The sequence below is a fragment of the Sphingobacterium bambusae genome (genome assembly GCF_033955345.1).
GTDB classification, from domain to species: Bacteria; Bacteroidota; Bacteroidia; order Sphingobacteriales; family Sphingobacteriaceae; genus Sphingobacterium; species Sphingobacterium bambusae.
Window position 1 is genome coordinate 2,737,760 of record NZ_CP138332.1, and the last position, 20,501, is coordinate 2,758,260.

At 45.4% G+C, this 20,501-nt stretch carries 24 protein-coding genes; 12 read left to right on the top strand and 12 right to left on the bottom strand.

Annotation, left to right across the window (positions count from 1 at the left end):
* Nucleotides 1-12: 12 nt before the first annotated feature.
* Together SCB77_RS11385 and SCB77_RS11390 are read left to right on the top strand one after the other, a co-directional pair.
* A complete protein-coding gene (locus tag SCB77_RS11385; protein WP_320186562.1) occupies nucleotides 13-1,326 on the top strand; it encodes a nicotinamide mononucleotide adenylyltransferase in 1,314 nt (437 codons plus the stop codon).
* A gap of 236 nt (nucleotides 1,327-1,562) precedes the next feature.
* The gene (locus SCB77_RS11390; protein ID WP_320186563.1) at nucleotides 1,563-2,384 is read left to right on the top strand and encodes an N-acetylmuramoyl-L-alanine amidase; all 822 of its coding nucleotides are present in this window, start codon (nucleotides 1,563-1,565) and stop codon (nucleotides 2,382-2,384) included.
* A gap of 71 nt (nucleotides 2,385-2,455) precedes the next feature.
* Here SCB77_RS11390 and gcvP read toward each other — a convergent pair whose 3' ends face one another.
* On the bottom strand, nucleotides 2,456-5,329 hold the full coding sequence (gcvP, locus tag SCB77_RS11395) for an aminomethyl-transferring glycine dehydrogenase (protein ID WP_320186616.1): 2,874 nt from the start codon (nucleotides 5,327-5,329) through the stop codon (nucleotides 2,456-2,458).
* A gap of 244 nt (nucleotides 5,330-5,573) precedes the next feature.
* Nucleotides 5,574-6,002: a hypothetical protein gene (locus SCB77_RS11400; protein ID WP_320186564.1), complete on the bottom strand. Its 429-nt coding sequence runs from the start codon at nucleotides 6,000-6,002 to the stop codon at nucleotides 5,574-5,576.
* A gap of 113 nt (nucleotides 6,003-6,115) precedes the next feature.
* Between SCB77_RS11400 and SCB77_RS11405 the strand changes: the two genes are divergently transcribed.
* Together SCB77_RS11405 and ctlX are read left to right on the top strand one after the other, a co-directional pair.
* On the top strand, nucleotides 6,116-7,030 hold the full coding sequence (locus tag SCB77_RS11405) for a dimethylarginine dimethylaminohydrolase family protein (protein WP_320186565.1): 915 nt from the start codon (nucleotides 6,116-6,118) through the stop codon (nucleotides 7,028-7,030).
* A gap of 4 nt (nucleotides 7,031-7,034) precedes the next feature.
* On the top strand, nucleotides 7,035-7,952 hold the full coding sequence (gene ctlX, locus SCB77_RS11410; RefSeq protein WP_320186566.1) for a citrulline utilization hydrolase CtlX: 918 nt from the start codon (nucleotides 7,035-7,037) through the stop codon (nucleotides 7,950-7,952).
* On the opposite strand, the gene SCB77_RS11415 is transcribed toward ctlX, so the two are convergent.
* The 7 genes from SCB77_RS11415 to rpmB all read right to left on the bottom strand — a co-directional run bounded on the left by SCB77_RS11415 (nucleotide 7,953) and on the right by rpmB (nucleotide 13,729).
* Nucleotides 7,953-8,558, bottom strand: coding sequence for a Crp/Fnr family transcriptional regulator (locus SCB77_RS11415; protein ID WP_320186567.1), 606 nt, complete (start codon nucleotides 8,556-8,558; stop codon nucleotides 7,953-7,955).
* Entirely contained in the window at nucleotides 8,558-10,147 is a 1,590-nt protein-coding gene (gene bshC, locus SCB77_RS11420; RefSeq protein WP_320186568.1) for a bacillithiol biosynthesis cysteine-adding enzyme BshC, read from the bottom strand. Before bshC ends, SCB77_RS11415 begins: the two co-directional genes overlap by 1 nt.
* A gap of 330 nt (nucleotides 10,148-10,477) precedes the next feature.
* Nucleotides 10,478-11,812, bottom strand: a complete 1,335-nt coding sequence (rimO, locus tag SCB77_RS11425) for a 30S ribosomal protein S12 methylthiotransferase RimO (RefSeq protein ID WP_320186569.1) — start codon at nucleotides 11,810-11,812, stop codon at nucleotides 10,478-10,480.
* A gap of 115 nt (nucleotides 11,813-11,927) precedes the next feature.
* Nucleotides 11,928-12,890, bottom strand: coding sequence for a signal recognition particle-docking protein FtsY (gene ftsY, locus SCB77_RS11430; protein WP_320186570.1), 963 nt, complete (start codon nucleotides 12,888-12,890; stop codon nucleotides 11,928-11,930).
* 150 nt (nucleotides 12,891-13,040) lie between these two features.
* Nucleotides 13,041-13,202 (bottom strand): DUF4295 domain-containing protein, encoded by a 162-nt coding sequence (locus tag SCB77_RS11435; protein WP_320186571.1) that lies wholly within the window; start codon nucleotides 13,200-13,202, stop codon nucleotides 13,041-13,043.
* Between the two features lie 40 nt (nucleotides 13,203-13,242).
* Nucleotides 13,243-13,425: a 50S ribosomal protein L33 gene (rpmG, locus tag SCB77_RS11440; RefSeq protein WP_228952841.1), complete on the bottom strand. Its 183-nt coding sequence runs from the start codon at nucleotides 13,423-13,425 to the stop codon at nucleotides 13,243-13,245.
* Between the two features lie 70 nt (nucleotides 13,426-13,495).
* Nucleotides 13,496-13,729 carry a 50S ribosomal protein L28 gene (rpmB, locus tag SCB77_RS11445; protein ID WP_037497627.1) on the bottom strand — a complete coding sequence of 78 codons (234 nt, stop codon included), beginning with the start codon at nucleotides 13,727-13,729 and terminating at the stop codon, nucleotides 13,496-13,498.
* 263 nt (nucleotides 13,730-13,992) lie between these two features.
* On the opposite strand from rpmB, the gene recO reads away from it, so the two are divergent.
* Both recO and SCB77_RS11455 read left to right on the top strand, forming a co-directional pair.
* The gene (gene recO, locus SCB77_RS11450; RefSeq protein ID WP_320186572.1) at nucleotides 13,993-14,718 is read left to right on the top strand and encodes a DNA repair protein RecO; all 726 of its coding nucleotides are present in this window, start codon (nucleotides 13,993-13,995) and stop codon (nucleotides 14,716-14,718) included.
* Between the two features lie 94 nt (nucleotides 14,719-14,812).
* Nucleotides 14,813-15,247: a DUF805 domain-containing protein gene (locus tag SCB77_RS11455; RefSeq protein ID WP_320186573.1), complete on the top strand. Its 435-nt coding sequence runs from the start codon at nucleotides 14,813-14,815 to the stop codon at nucleotides 15,245-15,247.
* Nucleotides 15,248-15,308: 61 nt separating this feature from the next.
* Here the strand turns inward: SCB77_RS11455 and SCB77_RS11460 are convergent, their stop codons facing one another.
* Nucleotides 15,309-15,500: a cold-shock protein gene (locus tag SCB77_RS11460; RefSeq protein WP_037497624.1), complete on the bottom strand. Its 192-nt coding sequence runs from the start codon at nucleotides 15,498-15,500 to the stop codon at nucleotides 15,309-15,311.
* A gap of 141 nt (nucleotides 15,501-15,641) precedes the next feature.
* Here SCB77_RS11460 and SCB77_RS11465 point away from each other — a divergent pair, with 141 nt between their 5' ends.
* The 6 genes from SCB77_RS11465 to gcvT all read left to right on the top strand — a co-directional run bounded on the left by SCB77_RS11465 (nucleotide 15,642) and on the right by gcvT (nucleotide 19,939).
* On the top strand, nucleotides 15,642-16,367 hold the full coding sequence (locus SCB77_RS11465) for an SIMPL domain-containing protein (RefSeq protein WP_320186574.1): 726 nt from the start codon (nucleotides 15,642-15,644) through the stop codon (nucleotides 16,365-16,367).
* A gap of 13 nt (nucleotides 16,368-16,380) precedes the next feature.
* The gene (locus tag SCB77_RS11470) at nucleotides 16,381-16,848 is read left to right on the top strand and encodes a DUF4112 domain-containing protein (RefSeq protein ID WP_320186575.1); all 468 of its coding nucleotides are present in this window, start codon (nucleotides 16,381-16,383) and stop codon (nucleotides 16,846-16,848) included.
* Between the two features lie 42 nt (nucleotides 16,849-16,890).
* Nucleotides 16,891-17,259, top strand: coding sequence for a DUF4359 domain-containing protein (locus SCB77_RS11475; protein ID WP_320186576.1), 369 nt, complete (start codon nucleotides 16,891-16,893; stop codon nucleotides 17,257-17,259).
* A complete protein-coding gene (locus SCB77_RS11480) occupies nucleotides 17,260-17,943 on the top strand; it encodes a pseudouridine synthase (RefSeq protein ID WP_320186577.1) in 684 nt (227 codons plus the stop codon). It abuts the gene before it with no gap.
* Nucleotides 17,940-18,764, top strand: coding sequence for a DUF6929 family protein (locus SCB77_RS11485; protein ID WP_320186578.1), 825 nt, complete (start codon nucleotides 17,940-17,942; stop codon nucleotides 18,762-18,764). Before SCB77_RS11480 ends, SCB77_RS11485 begins: the two co-directional genes overlap by 4 nt.
* A 95-nt stretch (nucleotides 18,765-18,859) precedes the next feature.
* A complete protein-coding gene (gcvT, locus tag SCB77_RS11490; protein WP_320186617.1) occupies nucleotides 18,860-19,939 on the top strand; it encodes a glycine cleavage system aminomethyltransferase GcvT in 1,080 nt (359 codons plus the stop codon).
* Nucleotides 19,940-19,965: 26 nt separating this feature from the next.
* Here the strand turns inward: gcvT and SCB77_RS11495 are convergent, their stop codons facing one another.
* Both SCB77_RS11495 and SCB77_RS11500 read right to left on the bottom strand, forming a co-directional pair.
* Nucleotides 19,966-20,199: a DUF6358 family protein gene (locus SCB77_RS11495; protein WP_320186579.1), complete on the bottom strand. Its 234-nt coding sequence runs from the start codon at nucleotides 20,197-20,199 to the stop codon at nucleotides 19,966-19,968.
* 5 nt (nucleotides 20,200-20,204) lie between these two features.
* Complete coding sequence (locus SCB77_RS11500) at nucleotides 20,205-20,501, bottom strand: hypothetical protein (RefSeq protein WP_320186580.1); 297 nt, start codon at nucleotides 20,499-20,501, stop codon at nucleotides 20,205-20,207.

Genomic DNA, 20,501 nt, shown 5'->3' on the forward strand with positions numbered 1-20,501 from the left:
TACCTTTGCGCCATGGCAAGAGAAATCTTTGAGACAAAACGAAAAGCACTAAAAATTAATCTTAACCCAGACATCTACGGCACCTTTGCCGAGATTGGCGCCGGCCAAGAAGTAGCTCGAAACTTCTTCGAAGCAGGAGCCGCATCGGGCACGATTGCCAAGACCATGTCGGCCTACGATATGGCCTTCAGCGACGCCATCTACGGCGTAGAAGAGTCCGGTCGTTATGTCAGCCGCACCCGCCTGAACAAGATGCTCCACCACGAGTTCAACCTCCTTACCGAGCGTCTACACGGGGAGAAATATTGCTCCAAGAAGTTTTTCGCCTTTGCCGACACCGTTACCACCCTTAATTTCACCAAGACAAACGAACCTCACGGATGGATCGGCGTGCGCTTTCAGCACGAGGTGGGCGGCCCTGTCAATGACATCGTGATACACGTGCGCCTGTTAGATAGCGACTCGCGGTTACAATCAAAAGTGTTGGGCATCTTGGGTGTGAACCTTATTTTCGCGGCCTACTATTATGCTGAGCATCCGCAAACAATGATTGAATCGCTGGTGGACAATCTTTCCGTAGGCTCAGTAGAAATCGATTTGGTGAAAGTTTCGGGCCCTGTATTCGAACAGGCCAATGAGCGCCTGCTGAATCTATACCTGATAGCCAAGGGTTTTGCCAAAGCAGCAATATTCCGTCCGGATGCCAAGGCAGCACAAATCAAAGATTACTTATACAAGAAAAATATCATTATCCTGCGCACCAAGTATCGGCAGAAGTCAAACCCCAACTTTGACTTGTTCAACTTGGCTGTGGAGCAGTTTAAAAAGAACACGGGAGCAACGCCAGAAGACACCGTGGTGCTGATCGAGGTATTGATGGGTAATGTGCTTGATGAAGATAGCTCCATCACGGATGAGGATTTGAAATACTTTGCCGAGCGAGCAGAATACCTCTCCTCGACAGGCAACAATATTATGGTGTCCAATTTCCACCGTAACAACCACTTGGCCGAATTTGTAAAATCTTTCAAGCCCAAGCATGTCGGTATTGCAACCAACGTAGCCAACCTGAAAAATATCTTTAACACGCATCAGTACAACAAGGAAGAGTATACCAACGAACTGCTGTCCTACATTTCGGGCATGTTCAGCAAGGATGTGAAGCTCTATGCCTACCCTTACCTCGACAAAAAAACTAACGAGATTGTCACTACGAAAAATATGCCCGTCGCAGATGAAGCGCATCACCTTTTCGACTTCTTGATCCAAAATAAATACATCGTCGATATCGAAAACTACGATGAGAAATTTGTAAAAACGGTCTAATCACCGTTTTTACAAATCTATCTCTTCCCTCCACCTTCACATCACCTCGTCACTTCCATCACCGTATCACTTCCTCACCACACCACTACATTTAACTTATCACTTCCACATCACTTCGTCACCACATCACCTTATCACCTCGTCACTTCCTCACCACATTTCCACCAATATTTCAACTGGGATGGTTTTTGTACTACATCTATTGTACATTTGAGAAAAGTAAACGGTTTAACACAATGAAACGGATATATTATGGAATCCCTGCGCTACTGTTTATCGTAGCCTCCTGTGGCGGCGGCAAGTATGCGGCTACCGAGAAGATCTATGCGGAAAAGGCAAAGGGTTTTGCCGAACAATACAAACAGTCACCGGTGGCGGGGCAGCTCGATAAGGTATTATCGACCAATAAGGAATGGATAGCCTCGACTAACTTCGGCACACGCAAGCCCAATTATGTGATGATACATCACACCGCACAAGATTCACTGGCACAGACCGTAAAAACCTTTCACAACGAAAAAGTAGGCGTCAGCTCGCACTACGTTATCGGTCGTGATGGCAAGATCGTGCAGATGGTAAACGATCTTTATCGTGGACACCATGCTGGCGCAGGCCGATGGGGAAACGACACCGACCTCAATTCTTCTTCCATAGGTATCGAACTGGACAACAACGGTCTCACCGACCCTTGGCCAGACGCGCAGATTGCCGCGCTGCTAAGCCTCCTGCAGTATCTTAAAGACAGCTATAAGATTCCGCAGGCCAATTTCATTGGGCATATGGATTATGCGCCGACCCGTAAAAACGATCCTTCCCGATTTCCTTGGAAAAAACTGGCCGATCGCGGCTTCGGCTTTTGGTACAACGAGGTATTGGAAGAACCGCCGCTAAACTTCGATCCCAAGTTGGCCCTGCGCATCATTGGATACGACGTAAAAAACGTCGATGCTGCTATCAAGGCCTTTAAGATACATTACATCCAACGGGATACCAACACCGCAACACTGACTCCGCAAGATCTCAAGATCTTATATGCAATCTTTAAGAAATACCTATAGCCTACAAGCTAAAAACGCCCGCTGTGTGGATACACAGCGGGCGTTTCTGCATAAAAGGATAACCGTTTTAGTTACGCCTCTGCATATTCTTCGATAGAAGGGCAAGAACAGATCAAGGTTCTATCCCCTTGCGAATCGTTTACCCGGCCTACTGAAGGCCAAAACTTATTTACCTTCAAGTAAGGTAACGGATATGCCGCCGTCTGTCTGCTATATGGTCTGTTCCACTCGTCGCCAGTAACCACTTCCGCAGTATGTGGCGCGTGCTTCAATACATTTTCCTTTTGATCCACGTCACCCGCTTCTACTGCAGCAATCTCGGCACGGATAGCGATCAAAGCATCACAGAAGCGGTCAAGCTCGGCTTTAGATTCCGACTCGGTAGGCTCTACCATCAAGGTGCCCGCCACAGGGAAAGATACCGTTGGTGCATGGAAACCGTAGTCCATCAATCGCTTCGCGATATCAGCCACTTCAACGCCTACATGTTTAAATCCGCGGCAGTCCAAGATCATCTCGTGTGCACAACGACCGTTTGCGCCCGCATATAATACCGAGTAGTGACCTTCCAAACGCGCTTTGATATAGTTTGCATTCAAGATAGCCGTCTTCGTTGCAGCAGTCAAACCATCCGAGCCCATCATCGCGATGTAGGCGTAAGATATTGTTAAGATCGATGCTGATCCGAAAGGAGCCGCAGAAACTGCAGAGATACCTTCCTCACCTGATACGGCAACAACCTCATGATTCGGTAAAAATGGCACCAGATGCTCCACCACACCGATAGGGCCCATACCCGGACCACCACCACCATGTGGAATACAGAACGTTTTATGCAAGTTCAGGTGACAAACGTCGGCACCGATGAAGCCCGGGCTAGTTAAACCAACCTGCGCATTCATATTAGCACCATCCATATACACCTGTCCGCCATGCTCGTGGATGATCGCACAGATTTCAATGATAGATTCTTCGAACACACCGTGCGTTGATGGATAAGTAACCATTAGGGAGTTCAAATTTGCCGCATGCTCTTCCGCGCGCGCGCGCAGGTCTGCCACATCGATATTTCCAAATTCATCACATTTTACCACCACCACTTTCAAGCCAGCCATAGAAGCTGAAGCAGGATTAGTGCCGTGTGCCGAAGCAGGGATCAAACAGATATTACGATGGCCTTCGCCGCGACTCTCGTGGTACGCACGGATCACCATAAGCCCAGCGTATTCACCCTGTGCGCCGGAGTTGGGCTGGAAAGACATTTTCGCAAAACCAGTAATCTCAGAAAGCCAATCGTTCAACTCGTTGATAAGCTGCATATAGCCCGATGTTTGATCGGCTGGAGCGAATGGATGTAAACCACCAAAATGAGCCCAAGTTAAGGGAACCATCTCGGTTGTCGCATTTAGCTTCATGGTACAAGATCCCAATGGAATCATGGAATGACACAACGAAAGATCCTTGGATTCCAAGGTTTTGATATAACGCAACATCTCGCTCTCGGAGCGGTAACTGTTAAAGATTGGGTGAGTCAAGTAAGCAGATGTACGAACCAACTCTTCTGGGATAGACGGAGACAATGCTTCGACCATTCCTGCGAGGTCAATATCATTCACACTCTTTGCCTTAATCTTAGCAAAGACCTTAACGATAGTTTGAATATCTTCGAAGGTCGTTGTTTCATCGATAGAGATACCGACAACACCCTCGTGATAGAAAAAGTTCAATTCATTGTTCAAGGCTTCGCCTTTTAGCGCGCCAACTTGGTCACCCACGACAACGCGCAATGTATCAAAATATGACGAATTTGTTTGCTCGTAGCCCAGCTCTTGCAATGCCTTATCCAATAGTTTTGCTAAGTCATTGACGCGGCTTGCGATATTTTTGATCCCTTCGGCACCATGATACACCGCATAGAAAGAAGCCATAATGGCCAATAGCGCCTGTGCCGTACAGATATTGGATGAAGCTTTATCGCGACGAATATGCTGCTCACGCGTTTGCAAAGCCATACGCAAAGCGTAGTTGCCATTCGCATCCGACGTTACGCCGATAATACGACCAGGAATATTACGTTTGTAAGCATCTTTTGTAGCAAAGAATGCTGCATGAGGACCACCAAAGCCCATCGGCACACCAAAACGTTGTGAGTTGCCCACAACCACGTCAGCACCCCACTCGCCTGGAGGCGTCAACAAGGCCAAGGAAAGCAAATCAGCAGCCACACAAACCGTAATATTTTGCGCATGTGCAGCAGCGGTGAATGATGCATATTCAGCAAGCGTACCGTCCGCCGCTGGGTATTGGATGAATACCGCGAAAACATCATTTGCCAAGTTTGCCTCTTCGATATCCGCTACGCGGATCTCTACGCCAAAAGGAGTGGCACGTGTCTGCAACACATCCAATGTTTGTGGAAAAACATTTGGCGTAACCAAGAATACGTTGGCTTCTTTGTTTTTGCGCGCACTGTACAACATAAACATGGCCTCGGCCGCCGCTGTAGCCTCATCCAAAAGGGAGGCATTCACAATTTCCAAACCCGTAAGGTCTGAGACCGCTGTTTGGAAATTTAACAAAGCCTGTAGGCGCCCTTGAGCGATCTCCGCTTGGTAAGGCGTATATTGTGTATACCATCCTGGATTTTCCAATACGTTACGCTGGATAACCCCTGGGACGGTCACATCATAGTACCCCTGCCCGATGTAGGATTTAAATACTTTGTTTTTATCTGCAAGCTGTTTTACTTTGGCTAAGTAGGCTTTCTCACTCAGGGCCTCGGGTAAGGCTAGGGCTTTTTTCAGTCTAATTTGGCTGGGAACGGTCTGCTCGATAAGTTCATCTACCGATTGCACGCCTAGGAAGGCTAACATTTCTTGCGCCTCTTCTGCCCGCGGGCCGTTATGGCGATCCTGAAATTTTTCTTGATAAAATACGTTGCTCATTTTTGCGCTTAACTTTTTCATTTGCATCGTCCTATGCCCATCCAAACAGGCCTGTAGAAAGACACTTTTTCATATACGTTTTGAGAGTGCAAAAATACGATTTTAATTGCGAATAAATAGGGGGCCTTTTCATTTCTTAACGGTAAAAAAACGACAATCGATTGCGCTGGCCTAAAAGCCAACAAACAACTGATTATGAAGACCTAAATCCCTTTACTTTGTAACAAATTGATGCGCTTCTCCGCTATAGCTCCGTTAAGAATGTGATAAAGTCCTGTATCCCTTTCTCTTTATTGTCGAAACCGATACTTTGCTCGATTAAGCGTGTACCATCATCGATGGTCAAGATGTAATCTACACCATCGCGGCAGCGTGCACACTCCTTGTACTCGCGATCGAACAGGTCAAGCTCCTGTAGATACCTGCCCAGCCTGTTGAAACGATCCTGATCAGTTTGTTTGACGGTGTTTACGGAACTCTTGTTACAGGTATTTCCACGTAGATCTCTACGCGTCTGCTTGCTGTTCATCACAATGGTCTTTTCCGTGCCGCACCAGCCCGAGGCAACAACGAGTTTTACTTCAAGCCCTTCAGCAGGTTCCATTACCGCATCTTTAGAACAAGCGCTAAAAACTAGGCCTATAAACACGAAAAAGAGTTGTATTTTTTTCATAATCTAAATATTTATCCCTTGTTTATTAATCGAAAAAAATAAGATCTTCGCTACAGTTGGCCATCAAAATAAATAAGTAACTTTATTGCATATTTGCGACCTATAGATGTTTTATGTTGAAGCTTTCCGTACGAAACGAAACCAGTCCCTTGCGCGCCGTAATCTTAGGTGCAGCGCATAGTAACGGCCCTACGCCAAAAGCAGAAGAGGCCTACGACCCAAAATCACTGGAACACATCTTGGCGGGCACCTATCCGAAAGAATCGGACATGTGCGCGGAGATGGCCTATTTTGAAGATGTGCTGAAGAGGCATGGTGTAGCGGTATACCGACCAGAGGTAATCCCTGATCTCAATCAAATATTTTCACGCGATATCGGCTTCGTCATCGACGATTACCTTATCAAAGCCAATATCCTCCCGGATCGTGCGGGAGAGTGGCAGGCCATTGCCCAAATTGTGAGCCAAATCGATCCCACAAAATGCATAACGCCGCCTGAAGAGGTACATATCGAAGGTGGCGATGTGCTGCTATGGAACGACTTTATCTTTGTTGGAACCTACAAAGGAGCCGACTACGCCGACATCAACACCGCTCGAACCAACATGCACGGTGTGCGATTTCTACAGGAACAATTTCCGCACAAGACTGTCAGGGAGTTTGATTTGGTCAAGTCGATGACCAATGCCCGCAAAAACGCGCTGCACTTGGATTGTTGTTTCCAACCCGTGGGTCAAAACAAAGCAATTATCCATGAGGCTGGCTTCAGAAATCCCGACGATTACCGCTATCTACGGGATCTATTTGGTGCAGAAAACCTTTTCCATATCGATGCCGAGGAGATGTACCAAATGTGCAGCAACGTATTTTCCATTTCGCCCGAGGTAATCGTTAGCGAAGAACGTTTCGGACGCCTGAACACCTGGCTACGCAAACAGCGTTTTACCGTTGAAGAAATTCCATATCATGAGATCGGCAAGCAAGAAGGATTGCTGCGCTGCTCTACACTACCCCTTTATCGCGATTAAGAGCATGACGACACAAACCACCGATACGCTCCTCTTGGTGCGCCCTTATCACTTCCGAAAAAACGAACAAACAGCGGTGAACAACTACTTTCAAGAAGAAGTGGTTGGAGAAGATGTTACGCAACGCGCCCAGCAGGAGTTTGACAGCTTCGCGCAGCGCTTGGCGGACCACCATATCAACACCTTGATCATGCAGGATGACGGCCGCTATGACACGCCGGACAGCATATTTCCGAACAACTGTATCTCTTTCCATAAACGCACGGCGGTGCTCTATCCCATGTTTGCGGAAAATAGACGGCGAGAACGGCAACTGCACTACCTGCAGGCGCTAGGCGGATGGGGTTTGCACTTTGATGATATCATTGATTACACGCAGCATGAGCAGGAAAATCGTTTCTTGGAAGGCACTGGCTGTCTTATACTCGATCGCATCCATCGCGTAGCCTATTGCTCACTCTCGCCGCGGGCGGATGCCGGCATTGCGCACCAATTTTGCCTAGACTTGGGTTACGACCCTTTCATCTTTGAAGCCAGCCAAACGGTCGATGGCGAACGAAAGCCCATTTACCACAGCAACGTGATGATGGCCATCGGGACCAGCTTTGCCGTGGTATGTCTGGAGAGCATAGACAATCGCTACCTTCGGGAGGAAATGGTTCAGCGGCTTGAGGATGGAGGAAGGCAGATCATTGCCATCACAGAACAGCAGATGCAGCATTTTGCAGGAAATATTCTAGAGGTGAAATCGGTCACCGGAAAACCACATATTGTCATGAGTAGTCAAGCCTACGAGCACTTTACCGAAGCACAGATTCAGCAACTACAGGCTTTCGGAGAAATAATCCATGCGCCCCTAGATACCATCGAAACGGCCGGAGGAGGAAGCGCACGCTGTATGCTAGCGGAAGTGTTCTACTAGCTAACGATCGTTCAGCAACTCGCGGCGCACGCGACTGAGGCTTTCGGGGGTGATGCCCAAATAAGAAGCCACCATCCATTGCGGAACACGCAGCAGCATGCCCGGATACATCTCCATAAAGGAAAGATAGCGTTCTTTCGCCGTCATCGCCAACAGGGAATTGATCCGCTTTTGCTGAATATAGATGTTGCGCTGTAAAGAGTTTTCCAAAAAGCAAGCAAAAGCATTGCTCCAGAGCGAAGCCTTTTCCATAAACTCGGGCTGAATGAAGACAATCGTGGAATACTCTATCGCCTTGATGTAATAGTCGGAAGCCTTATTAAAATATTGGCTTGCTCGGTCGGATATGATCCAATCTTCGGGAGCAAACTGTAGAATATGTTCGCCTCCTTTTTCATCCAACGAGAAAGACTGCAGCAAGCCCTGTTCCACAAAGAAGGCGTAGTGACTAAGCTCGCCCGCGCGCAGCAAAAACGTATTGTGCGGAACGGTGCGGAATGAAAAATAGGGCTGTAGCTGCTCGAATTGCTCGGCTGTAAGACCGCCCTTCTCGCTGTAGTATTTGTAAAATCTACTATCAACCAAATTATAAGCTGCCTTATCCACTAGTATACGATCGTAAATTTAAAATCTAAGGGATTAAAATGCTTCTCAAGCTCTTGGATAAGCTCTTCGCCATGCTTGATATACAAGGCTGCGAAGTTCTCGGAACGCTCCTGAAGGCCACCATTTGGGAAAAGCTTATCCTTGACGCGTTCAATCTGTAAGAGGGCATCATCGTAATTATGCTTATCGGCCTTGAGCAATTTCTTCTCCAAGCTGTTAATGGCCTTTTTGAGTCGTGCTTTGACCGCTTCGGTGCTGGCACCTAAGCTTGGGTCTATCTTATGCGTGCGTAGCTTTATCTTGCCGAAGATGGCGTTGAGCTCCATCCACTCGTCGCGCAAATTGAGCCGGTGTTTCGTATGTCGGCGTACATATTCATTTTTCAGCGCATCCGTAGACTTAAAAATACTCTTGAAAGTCAGATCCAATCGATAAATCTTGCCCGTTACACTATCATCCGTAATCATAGCCGAATTGCGAGGTATCAAAATCGGAAAGGGTACATCATACTGATTGAAGTTAGCACGTAACTGCAGCCAATAGACAATTTCTGCGCCACCGCCTATGTAGGCCAAGTTGGGGAGGATAATCTCCTCATACAACGGACGCATCACCACGTTGGGACTGAACCGTTCTGGATACTGCTCGATCTCTGCTTTCATCTCCTGAGCAGTGAAGTACAGTTGCTGGTGGAGCACCTCAAAACGACCATCTTCAGTGCGCACAATACGCTCCCGAAACTCGTCTGTTAGGTAAAAAAAGTTAATATCTCGTGCATGCACCTGCGTTTGAAAGCCCAGCTCTGTTAGCCTCTTGGAACTGTTATCGATTGCCTTCACGCTTTTTTCTTCGAGCACATCCTGCAGGATATACGGGATAAACGGCTCTTTAAGTGCTTTTCGATCGGCATCGATAATAACGAGTCCCTCCTGCTTGAAAAACGCATTGACCATATCGCGCGTAGCATCTGCTAACGAGCGATTTTGCAGGTAAGCCTGCTCAACAATAGCCTTCAGCCGATCTGCATTGGGTGAAATGCCGAAGGTATTGCAATATTGTTTTACCGTATCGGCAATGGTCGACGTAGACATGCGACCCGTCCCTGAAACAGCGGGCACATCCCAAGAAATCTTCTTGCCAAAAACACGCGTGTTATTGATCTCGGCAAAATCATGATCCTCCGTGGCCATCCAATAGACGGGCACGAAATTGTACTCAGGAAAAGCTTTCTTGAGATCCTTGGCCAAACGAATGGCCGAGACAATCTTGAAAATGAAATAAAGTGGTCCCGTAAAAATATTGAGCTGATGGCCTGTGGTTACGGTAAATGTGTTGGGTTCCTTTAGCAGCGCAATATGCTCGGCCACGCGTGGACTGTCTGCCAGCGTGGGTCCATACTGCTCTTCCAACTGGGAAACCAACAGCGACCGGTGCTGGAATCCCTGCTTGCGCTCGATTTGCGCCCGAAAGCCCTCTAAGTCGGGACGTTCGCCATAAAATGGCTGCAGCCGCTCGTCGTTTGCCAAATAGGCCAACAACGTCTTGGAAAAACTACCAGTATCGCTATAATCGATATATGTTGCTTTCATTAATCTCTTCTACGGTGTTATGTCTCGGGTCACATTCCCCCCAGCACAGCACACGGATGTTGCTCTGCTTGTCAGGATCCTTCATTTTTGGGTTATCGCCCTTAACAGCAGGTTAAATTACATATTTTTAGTAAAAGGTCTTCTATACCGTTCGATTTTATTGTTTATTTGACAATAGCTTTATAGAACGTTTTATTCGAGACCCAGCTGCTGCCTATATTGCTGGCATCAAGACCGAATAATTGTGTCGAAACCAAGCATTATCCCAACATAACAGCATAAAAAAAGCACGGATAAAATACCCGTGCTTCATATAAAAATGCTTTTTCGTTATTTAACAATCGTTCCGTAAAGATCAAAGTCTTCGGCGCGATCGATCGTTACTTGTACAAAGTCGCCGATGCGGGCGTAGTTATCCTTGGCATTTAACACCACTTCGTTATCCACTTCCGGCGAATCGTATTCGGTGCGTCCGATAAAATAATCGCCGTCCACACGGTCGATCAACACTTTATAGGTTTGACCAACTTTATCTTGATTCTTTTCGAAAGAAATGCCCTGTTGTACCTCCATAATCTCTTCTACGCGAGCTTCTTTCACCCCTTCTGGCACATCGTCAACCAAATCATAAGCATGGGTTTTTTCCTCATGTGAGTAAGTGAAACAGCCCAGACGATCGAATCGCGTTTCCTCTACCCATTCCAACATCTCCTGATAATCCCGCTCGGTTTCGCCGGGGTAACCACAGATTAGTGTAGTACGCAAGGCTATATCAGGAACCTTATCACGGATTTGGTTGACCAAATCGACCTGCTTTTGCTTGGTGGTTCCGCGGCGCATAGATTTCAACATACTGTCACTGATATGCTGTAAGGGCATATCGAGGTAATTGCAGATATTAGAACGCTCGTTCATCGCATCCAGTATATCCATAGGGAAACCCGATGGATAAGCATATTGCAAACGAATCCACTCGATACCATCGACATCAGAAAGGTGGCGCATCAGGTCGGAAAGGTTACGTTTGCCGTAAATATCCAAGCCGTAGTAAGTTAGATCCTGCGCAATAAGAATTAATTCCTTCGTGCCGTTGGCCGCCAAGAATTTAGCCTCCTTCACCAAATCTTCGATCGATTTGGAGACGTGTTTACCGCGCATCAACGGAATAGCACAGAATGAACAAGGACGGTTACAGCCCTCGGCAATTTTAAAATACGAAAAATGTGATGGCGTAGTCAATAAACGCTCGCCAAGCAGTTCATGGCGATAATCAGCACCGATAGTCGATAACAACTCCGGAAGGTCGTTGGTACCGAAAAAGGCATCTATGTTCGGAATCTCGGCCTGCAATTCGGGCTTGTACCGCTCCGAAAGGCAACCCGTAACGATAACCTTGTTTACCTTACCTTGATCTTTCAACTCAGAATAGTGCAGGATAGTATCGATAGATTCCTGTTTGGCATTATCGATAAAACCGCAGGTATTGATCACGACGATATCATTTGCACGGATGTTGCTAGCCTCGTGCACGACCTCCATTTGGTTGCCCTTCAGCTGGCCCATCAATACTTCCGAGTCATGAATATTTTTGGAGCAACCCAATGTGACGACATTCACCCGCGGTTTGCTAACCGGGGAAGCTGTCTTTGCATATTTTGTTTTCATCTTCTTCTCTTCATCGCGAAGGTAGAACGTGTAGCCACATCTTCTCCTCGCTATTGCTTACCGAACCTTGACCCTCACGGCCATAGGTTATATATACTATCTCAGAAAGGCTGTCCTACTTAAACAGGCTTTCCACAAAATCCTTTTTGTTGAACAGCTGTAGGTCACCTATTTTCTCGCCTACACCGATATATTTAACTGGAATCTTGAATTGATCCGATATACCGATCACGACACCACCTTTGGCAGTACCATCCAACTTCGTCAAGGCCAAGGCATTGACATCCGTTGCCTGCGTAAACTGCGTAGCCTGCTCGATTGCATTTTGCCCTGTTGAGGCATCCAGCACCAACAGAATCTCGTGGGGAGCATCCGGCACAACCTTCTGCATCACATTTTTAATTTTGGTAAGCTCGTTCATCAAGCCTACTTTATTGTGGAGGCGACCTGCCGTATCGATAATAGCCACATCATCACCGTTGGAAACGGCTGACTTCACCGTATCAAAGGCCACAGACGCCGGGTCAGAGCCCATTGGCTGCGCCACAACGCGAACACCTACCCGCTCACCCCAAAGTTGTATTTGGTCTACCGCAGCCGCCCGGAACGTATCCGCAGCTCCTAGCACCACTTTGTTGCCCGCCTCTTTTAGCTGGTGCGCCAACTTACCAATCGTTGTCGTTTTGCCCACACCATTCACCCCAACAACCATAATGACATAAGGCTTGTGATCGCCATATTCAAAGGTTTCGAAATCATTACTGTTATTTTCAGCCAGTAGATCCTGAATCTCTTCCTTCAAGAGTTTGTTTAGATCATCCGTACCCACATATTTATCCCGAGCGACGCGCTGTTGGATACGATCAACGATCTTCAAGGTGGTTGTCACGCCAACATCGGACATCACCAATACTTCTTCCAGGTTATCCAGCACCTCGTCGTCGACGGTAGATTTACCGACAACAGCCTTGGTAATCTTGGAGAGAAAACCTTCTTTGGTTTTTTCCAGACCCTTATCGAGCGCCACTTGTGCCTCTTCTGTTTCCTGCTTTTTCTTAAAGAAATCGAATAATCCCATAATGTCCTGTATGTATGGTTATGCCTTGCTTACAACCTGCCAAATATAGTCAAAATCAGCTATACAAAAAAAGCCCTTTCGGCGTATACCAAAACGGCTTCTTTTATTTTTTAAGCGATAATCTTAAAAAAGGGATTGTCCCTGCGTTGCTTACTTAGTAGCTGCTGCTACGACATCTTTCACTTTGTCGTTGTGCACCATACTCTCTTTGAAAGTATAAGCTCCAGTTTTTGCAGATTTAGCGGTAAGAACAACTTTAGTAAACTCTTTACCACCACCTTTTTGTAACGATGCAACTGCTTTCTTTGCCATTGTCTTTTATTTTTAGTCGAGCCGAAGCTCAAACGGTTAATTACTTAATTTCTTTGTGAACAGTTGTTTTTCTAAGCACAGGGTTGAATTTTTTCAACTCTAAACGCTCAGTTGTGTTCTTTTTGTTCTTTGTGGTGATATAACGAGACATGCCCGGAAGACCACTTTCCTTGTGCTCAGTACATTCTAAGATTACCTGTACTCTATTTCCCTTTTTAGCCATTGTTTTACGTTGTTTAATCCGCGATCAGACGGATAGATTTCATGAATATTTTGATAACAGGCGGTAATGATTAAATAGATCCTTTTTGGATAAATTTGTTGATTACTGCTGTAATACCGTTTTTGTTGATAGTCTTGATTGCTGATGTGGATACTTTCAACGTAATCCAACGATCTTCTTCTGGAATGTAGAAACGTTTAGTCTGTAAATTCGGGTAAAATTTACGCTTAGTCTTAACGTTAGAGTGCGAAACGTTATTTCCTTTTAATGCCGCCTTGCCTGTTAAATCACAAATTCTTGACATGATATTTGATTTTTAATGTTATCTGTTGTCCTTTTACTCTTTTCACAAAGAGTTTGCAAATATCAATATTTCTTTTGTGAATTGCAAGCAAGGGAAAGAATAATTTTTAAAATTTAGGAAACACCTTGCTGAGAGTAGCAAAAATACTGTTTTTTCCTCCCCGTCACAGCGACCAACCGCACAAATAGTTTTCCACAATTCACATCGGCGAACGCCGAATCTTTCCCGCGACCTTCGTATCTTTGTGCTTTCACGATCGATAGATGCTCCATAAAACGAAAGGAATAGCCTTAAAGACAACCAACTACTCGGAAAGTAGTATCGTAGCCCATGTGTTTACGGAAGCTTTCGGTATGCAATCCTATCTGATCAACGGAGCAAAAAAGCCGAAAGCCAAGATTGCCGCCAACCTATTCCAGCCTTTGCACCCTTTGGACATGGTGGTATACCATAAAGACAGTGGCGGGCTACAGCGCATCAAAGAAGTGCATCAGCTTCCCGTGTTGCGCGAAATCCCCTTCGATCTGACCAAAAGATCGCTAGCCCTATTCATCGATGAAATTCTGTACAAGGTCTTGCGTCAACAATCCCCTGACCCTTACCTTTTTCACTTTATACAACAAGCTGTCCTCTGGATGGACAGCAGCCAAAGTAGTCTCGCAAATTTCCATTTACTTTTTTTAATTAAACTCAGTCGTTTTTTAGGCTTCCTCCCATCACACCACGCTTATAAAAGCTTCCCCTACTTCGACCTTTTGGATGGTGTTTTCTGCAACAGCTTGCCTGCCCACAGCCATATTCTACAAGAACCTCATACATCCCTCTTCGAACGGCTGCTAAAAACAGGTTTTGAGGAAACCCAGCAGATCAAAATGCCCAAAGAAGAACGTAAATATCTTTTGGAAAAAACATTGGAATTCTACAAGCTGCATACAGAAAACTTCGGAAGCGTGCATTCCCTAGATATTTTAGAAGAAGTTTTTCAATAAAAATTTAGTTTCGCAAACTTTTGGCACGCTATTTCGTTGAAATACCGAAGTAACGCAATTATTTTTTTACACATAACTAAAATAAAATTTACCTATGGAGTGGTTTTTAAAAACTGTCAAAGAAAACTACGCGAACTTTGAAGGTCGGGCGAGAAGGAAAGAGTTTTGGACGTTCGTATTATTTGTTTTCCTAATCTCAGTGGCGTTGAACATCGTCGCCGTGATTCTATCTTTTATTAGCGGTGCGCTAGCCGGAATTGTTTATTTTGTCGCTGGTATTGTATCGCTTGGTCTTTTGATCCCAAACTTGGCCGTGGGGGTGCGCCGCCTGCATGACACGAGCAACCCGACTTGGTACATCGTGCTTGCGTTCATTCCTCTGGTAAACCTGTATTTCCTGTACCTGATGATCAAGGAAGGCGATGTGGGTCCAAACGAATTCGGTCCTGATCCAAAAGCTGAAGGAGGGGATACTTTCAATAATTTCCCACCAACACCAAACAATCCGTTCACGAACACGAACCCATAAAATAAAAAAGCCAGATTCTAAGAATCTGGCTTTTTCACAATAAATATATTTGAAATCTATTTTAGATAAGCTTTACATTTACCGCATTAAGACCTTTACGGCCTTGCTCGATTTCGAATGATACGTGATCATTCTCACGAACTTTGTCTACTAAACCTGAAACGTGAACAAAGATCTCGCTCTCGCCAGAGTTAGGAATGATGAAACCGAAACCTTTGGTCTCATTAAAGAATTTTACTACGCCTTCTTGCATTTTAATTTTATTTTGTATTAAAACTAAAGGTATAAATTATTTTTCAATGTGCCTTTATTTCTTCTAAAATTTTAAACGAAAACATTTTTTCCTCGTCAAACAAAGCGTATACATTTTTGTATGAAGTATAAAACAAAGAACATGAAAAAATTTGCAGGTCTATTATTAGCGGTTTGTATCGCCACATGCGCCGCCGCGCAAACAAGCAACTATGAATTCAGTAGAAAAGTGTCTACACGCGGCTATGCCGAAAGAGAAGTAACACCAGACATCGTCTATTTGTCCATTTCTCTGCGTGAGTATCTTGTCGATGGAAACAGTAAAAAGAAAGTAGATATTGAAACACTGGAAAAGCAACTGCACGATGCGGCTCTTTCCATCGGTGTGAAGAAAGAAGATTTCACCATCCAAAATATCTATAGTTACAACACCGAAACCAAGAAAAAGGGCAATTCCGAGCTGCTGCAGGCCAAACAATACCGGTTGAAGATCACCAATCTCAACGGCTTGAACAGCATGATGGATAAAGTAGATGCTAAAGGGGTACAGAGCACATCCATCAGTGGATATGACCACTCGCAAAAACGCCAAATTGAGAAGGAACTCAAAGTTGCTGCCGTACAAGATGCGCGCGCCAATGCGGAGATTATTGCCACGGCAACAGGAGACAAGATTGGGAAAGTATTGGGTATCAACGACAACAGTTCTTTCGGATGGAACGATATTATGCCTACTCCCCGGGCTTACAGCATGGCTAGAGTGCAGATGGAAGCCGCGGATGGCGCCGGCATAGAGCAAGACCTCGACATCAGCGTACGCCCCATCAAGCTTACCTGCAACATAGACGGTGTCTTCGAGCTATTATAATAAAACCATACCAATGGATGCACTTGAAAAAAGTCGATTGGATAACGAATTCAGGTGGGTGGAGCGAGTCTCCACCCTTATGGATAGTAAGTTTAGCATCGGTGGTTTTCGATTCGGCCTAGACCCGATCTTAGGTCTATTCCCAATCGTAGGTCAAGGCATCAGCTTTGCGACGGCACTGTTGCTGGTGCTGATCATGTACCGCCACGGTGTAAGCTCCAAAGTCGCGACGAAAATGTTACTAAATGTGATCGTCGACGCCGGCATCGGTGCCATCCCCCTGCTGGGAAACGTATTTGATTTCTTCTTCAAAGCCAATAAAAAGAATATTAAGCTGCTTAAAGCCTATCATTATGACGGCAAACACCAAGGCAGCGCAAAAAAACTGCTTGCCTTTATTTTTGTATCACTTTTACTCCTATGTGTGTTCATGTTCTATGTGCTTTGGCTCCTTGGCGAGTGGGTAATCGGTTTATTTTGATTCCATCACTTTGCTCAAGTAAAATCGTATTTTTGTAGCGATATGAGCAAAACGAGAATCTTTGCCCTGAGCATCATTGCATTGATGCTGGCGGCATTCTTTACCAACCCCAGTCAAGAACAGCACGAGGCCACGATTCGTGCCAAGGCCATTGATCTACTTAAGCAACATGCCGGTACAAAAAATAGCAGTGTCGTCGATTTTGGCGTCCAACTCTTCGGTAATACGCTGATCGATCAGTTTATGAAAAACCACATCTCGGTTAAAAACTACTACCTTTTTTCGGTGACTAAAGTTCGATGGGAACAGGAAGAGCAAATCCTCGGTGTTGGCGCATTTAAGACGGTGTGGCTAAGTCCGAAAATAGACGAGAAAGCATCAGAAATCGTGGATATGATCAAAGCGAAATAAATGCTGGACATTCTTTACCAAGACGAGGATCTTATTGCGGTAAACAAGCCTCATGGCTTGCTCGTACACCGTTCCTCCATCGCAGCAGATACCTCAGAATTTGCATTGCAGATCTTGCGCAACCAGATCCAAAAGACCGTTTACCCCGCGCATCGGCTCGACCGAAAAACGGGAGGTGTACTACTCTTTTCTCTAAACAAGGAAATGGATGCCCTCACGCAGCAGCTCTTTGCCAATAAAGTCATGCAAAAAAGCTATCTCGCTGTGGTTCGAGGGTTTACCGAAGACCAAGGCACGATAGATTATGCTTTGCGCAAAGAGAACGGCGCGCTGCAAGATGCCGTTACGCATTTTAAAACACTGTCTCGAACAGAGATCGACCTCCCCTTGGGCAAATTTACCACCTCCCGCTACTCGCTGGTAGAAGCCAATCCAGAAACTGGGCGAATGCACCAGATCCGTAAGCATTTCGCTCATATCTTTCATCCCATTCTGGCCGACCGTCCACACGGATGTAACAAACAGAATAAACTGTGGAAAGACAGATTTGATATGGATACCATGATGTTGCATGCCCAAACCCTGCAATTCCTTCATCCGAGAACAAACGCTCCCATACACATACAAGCACCTCTGCAACCGGAGTTTCTACGTGTGCTAAACCTCTTAAATATAGCGATATGAAAGAACTAGCCCTTGAAGTGCTACTTACCATACAAGGTATTGCCGCCGCGTCTGGTCTTGTTTATCAAGATAAACGCATCAGCATCGTGTCGGATAACAGTATGCTTCTGTATAATTATGATATCAACGAACAAAAGCTTTCTAAAAAGACGCTGATCTGGAGCGATATTGCTGAAAATGTACCCAAAAAGGACAAAGCAGACTTTGAGGCTATCACAACGATAGATGGTATGTTCTATATCTTCGGATCAGGATCTGGCGCAGGCAGAAACAGCCTCATCATCTATGATCCCAAGCGGGATAGTAAGGATAGCATAGATTTAAAGCCTGTCTATCAAGAGCTGATGCAGCAGTTCGATGTTTCCGAAAAAGACTTTAACATCGAAGGCGCACTAGCCTTGGGCAGTGAATTATGGTTGTTCAATCGAGGAAATGGCCCGAGCAAAAAAAATGCGGTATTCATTCTAGAGAAAGGCACCTTCCGCCCGAAAGACTATTTTGCCGTTGAGCTGCCGCCTTTACAAGGCGTAGAAACAGGTTTTACAGATGCCACACTTGTGAATGGCAACATGTACTTCACTGCAGCCGCAGAAGACAGCAATTCCAGCTACCACGATGGCGAAATTAAAGGAACTCTAATCGGTCGCCTCAACCCAAAAACACGCCGAGTGGAGTACACCCAAATACTGTCGGAAAAACATAAGTTTGAAGGGCTAAGCTTATTCGAAAAAAATAAGCGTAGCCTAACGTTTCTGCTGTGTGAAGACGAGGATACCGCCGTCGCCGCATCCAAGGTTTACAAAGTCAAGATTCCACGATAAATCGATTGCGTAAAATGCAAACTAAACGTAATTATCCGGCAGAAATGGTGTTTTTTATCTATTTTTGAAAAAAATGAATTTATCAGATTGCTATGATTAAAAACACTGCGCTCTCCGAGCACCACGCCAAGCTTGGAGCTAAAATGGTGCCTTTTGCAGGCTTCAACATGCCTGTTCAATATTCAGGAATAAACGATGAACACCAAACCGTTCGCACGGGTGTTGGTGTTTTCGACGTTAGCCATATGGGTGAGTTTATCCTGAAAGGGGAGAAAGCGATCGATCTAATTCAGAAAATATCATCCAATGATGTGTCTAAGTTGTATGACGGAAAAGTGCAGTATGCTTATATCCCGAACGAAACCGGCGGCATCGTGGACGATTTCCTGACCTACCGCATCGACGAACATACATACTTTTTGGTGGTCAATGCCTCTAACATCGAAAAAGACTGGAACTGGATCAGCAAATACAACACCGAAGGTGTGGAGATGAAAAACATTTCAGACCAAACGGCTCTATTTGCTGTGCAAGGACCAAAAGCTGCCGAAGCGCTACAGTCGTTAACCGAAATCGAGTTGGCGCCAATGGCGTATTACACCTTCGAGAAAGGAACCTTTGCCGGCGTCGCGAATGTTTTGATATCAGCAACAGGCTACACCGGTGCTGGTGGTTTCGAGATCTATGTAGCCAATGAAGATGCACATAAGGTTTGGGATGCTATTTTTGAAGCAGGAGCGGCATATGGTATTAAACCAATAGGATTGGGTGCGCGTGATACCCTTCGTTTGGAGATGGGATTTTGCCTATACGGAAATGATATCGATGACAGCACCTCTCCGCTTTCGGCGGGTTTGGGCTGGGTAACGAAATTTACCAAGGATTTTGTGAACAGTGCCAACTTGAAAGCAGAGAAAGAACGCGGTGTAGCACAGAAATTGGTTGGTTTTGAGATGATCGACCGTGGTATTCCACGTCACGATTATGAGATCGTCGATGCCGAAGGCAAGAAAATCGGTCGGGTGACTTCAGGAACGCAATCGCCTACCTTGAAAAAATCGATAGGACTTGGCTATGTAGATAGCGCATTTGCGAAAGAAGGCACTGAAATTTTTGTCAGTATCCGCAATCAGCCAATCAAAGCGGTAGTTCGCAAACCACCATTCGTAAAATAATAAAGGGATAAAATAACGAGGAGCTATTATTTAGCTCCTTTTTTTTTGCTCTTCTCCGCTAACGCGTCTTCGGCTTTTTTAGCGGCATTCTTCTTGACAATTTTCAACAAAACCACTTTCAGGTACACCAAAACTACCAGCACAGCAATCGAAACAAACAGAAAAAGGTGGTTTCCTGACTGGAAGGACATAATCCCGCTATATACCAAAAAGGCGATGGCGAAATTGAGAACGACGTTTAAAATGAAAAATTTTGTCATGGATATTATTTACCTGTAGAGACCACTACCTTCTCCCGGATAAAGAAAAAATAGACGATCCCAGCTATGATATTGCCAAAGATGATAAAAATAATTAACAACAGACGCTCGGTGTTCGATAATTTCCTGGAGAGCATCAGCTCCCGAAGAACCAGTACGGTCCACAGCAAAGATAGCAGCAGAGCTATACTGACCAGTATATCCGCAAAGGAAAAGTGCAGCAACTTCATCACAATAGCCAAGAAATAAAATCCCAGACTGAAATAAAATGCCTGCTTGGTTTGATGAGCTAAATTCCGCAT

Excerpts from the sequence above, each read along its gene's own strand:
- SCB77_RS11500 (WP_320186580.1), bottom strand. The coding sequence starts at position 20,501 with ATGCGGAATTTAGCTCATCAAACCAAGCAGGCATTTTATTTCAGTCTG.
- SCB77_RS11480 (WP_320186577.1), top strand. The coding sequence starts at position 17,260 with ATGCTGGACATTCTTTACCAAGACGAGGATCTTATTGCGGTAAACAAG.
- rpmG (WP_228952841.1), bottom strand. The coding sequence starts at position 13,425 with ATGGCTAAAAAGGGAAATAGAGTACAGGTAATCTTAGAATGTACTGAG.
- SCB77_RS11485 (WP_320186578.1), top strand. The coding sequence starts at position 17,940 with ATGAAAGAACTAGCCCTTGAAGTGCTACTTACCATACAAGGTATTGCC.
- SCB77_RS11455 (WP_320186573.1), top strand. The coding sequence starts at position 14,813 with ATGGAGTGGTTTTTAAAAACTGTCAAAGAAAACTACGCGAACTTTGAA.
- rimO (WP_320186569.1), bottom strand. The coding sequence starts at position 11,812 with ATGAAAACAAAATATGCAAAGACAGCTTCCCCGGTTAGCAAACCGCGG.
- recO (WP_320186572.1), top strand. The coding sequence starts at position 13,993 with ATGCTCCATAAAACGAAAGGAATAGCCTTAAAGACAACCAACTACTCG.
- rpmB (WP_037497627.1), bottom strand. The coding sequence starts at position 13,729 with ATGTCAAGAATTTGTGATTTAACAGGCAAGGCGGCATTAAAAGGAAAT.
- SCB77_RS11495 (WP_320186579.1), bottom strand. The coding sequence starts at position 20,199 with ATGACAAAATTTTTCATTTTAAACGTCGTTCTCAATTTCGCCATCGCC.
- gcvP (WP_320186616.1), bottom strand. The coding sequence starts at position 5,329 with ATGAGCAACGTATTTTATCAAGAAAAATTTCAGGATCGCCATAACGGC.
- SCB77_RS11470 (WP_320186575.1), top strand. The coding sequence starts at position 16,381 with ATGGATGCACTTGAAAAAAGTCGATTGGATAACGAATTCAGGTGGGTG.
- SCB77_RS11460 (WP_037497624.1), bottom strand. The coding sequence starts at position 15,500 with ATGCAAGAAGGCGTAGTAAAATTCTTTAATGAGACCAAAGGTTTCGGT.
- SCB77_RS11385 (WP_320186562.1), top strand. The coding sequence starts at position 13 with ATGGCAAGAGAAATCTTTGAGACAAAACGAAAAGCACTAAAAATTAAT.
- ctlX (WP_320186566.1), top strand. The coding sequence starts at position 7,035 with ATGACGACACAAACCACCGATACGCTCCTCTTGGTGCGCCCTTATCAC.
- SCB77_RS11435 (WP_320186571.1), bottom strand. The coding sequence starts at position 13,202 with ATGGCAAAGAAAGCAGTTGCATCGTTACAAAAAGGTGGTGGTAAAGAG.
- SCB77_RS11390 (WP_320186563.1), top strand. The coding sequence starts at position 1,563 with ATGAAACGGATATATTATGGAATCCCTGCGCTACTGTTTATCGTAGCC.
- SCB77_RS11405 (WP_320186565.1), top strand. The coding sequence starts at position 6,116 with ATGTTGAAGCTTTCCGTACGAAACGAAACCAGTCCCTTGCGCGCCGTA.
- SCB77_RS11475 (WP_320186576.1), top strand. The coding sequence starts at position 16,891 with ATGAGCAAAACGAGAATCTTTGCCCTGAGCATCATTGCATTGATGCTG.
- SCB77_RS11400 (WP_320186564.1), bottom strand. The coding sequence starts at position 6,002 with ATGAAAAAAATACAACTCTTTTTCGTGTTTATAGGCCTAGTTTTTAGC.
- bshC (WP_320186568.1), bottom strand. The coding sequence starts at position 10,147 with ATGAAAGCAACATATATCGATTATAGCGATACTGGTAGTTTTTCCAAG.
- ftsY (WP_320186570.1), bottom strand. The coding sequence starts at position 12,890 with ATGGGATTATTCGATTTCTTTAAGAAAAAGCAGGAAACAGAAGAGGCA.
- SCB77_RS11465 (WP_320186574.1), top strand. The coding sequence starts at position 15,642 with ATGAAAAAATTTGCAGGTCTATTATTAGCGGTTTGTATCGCCACATGC.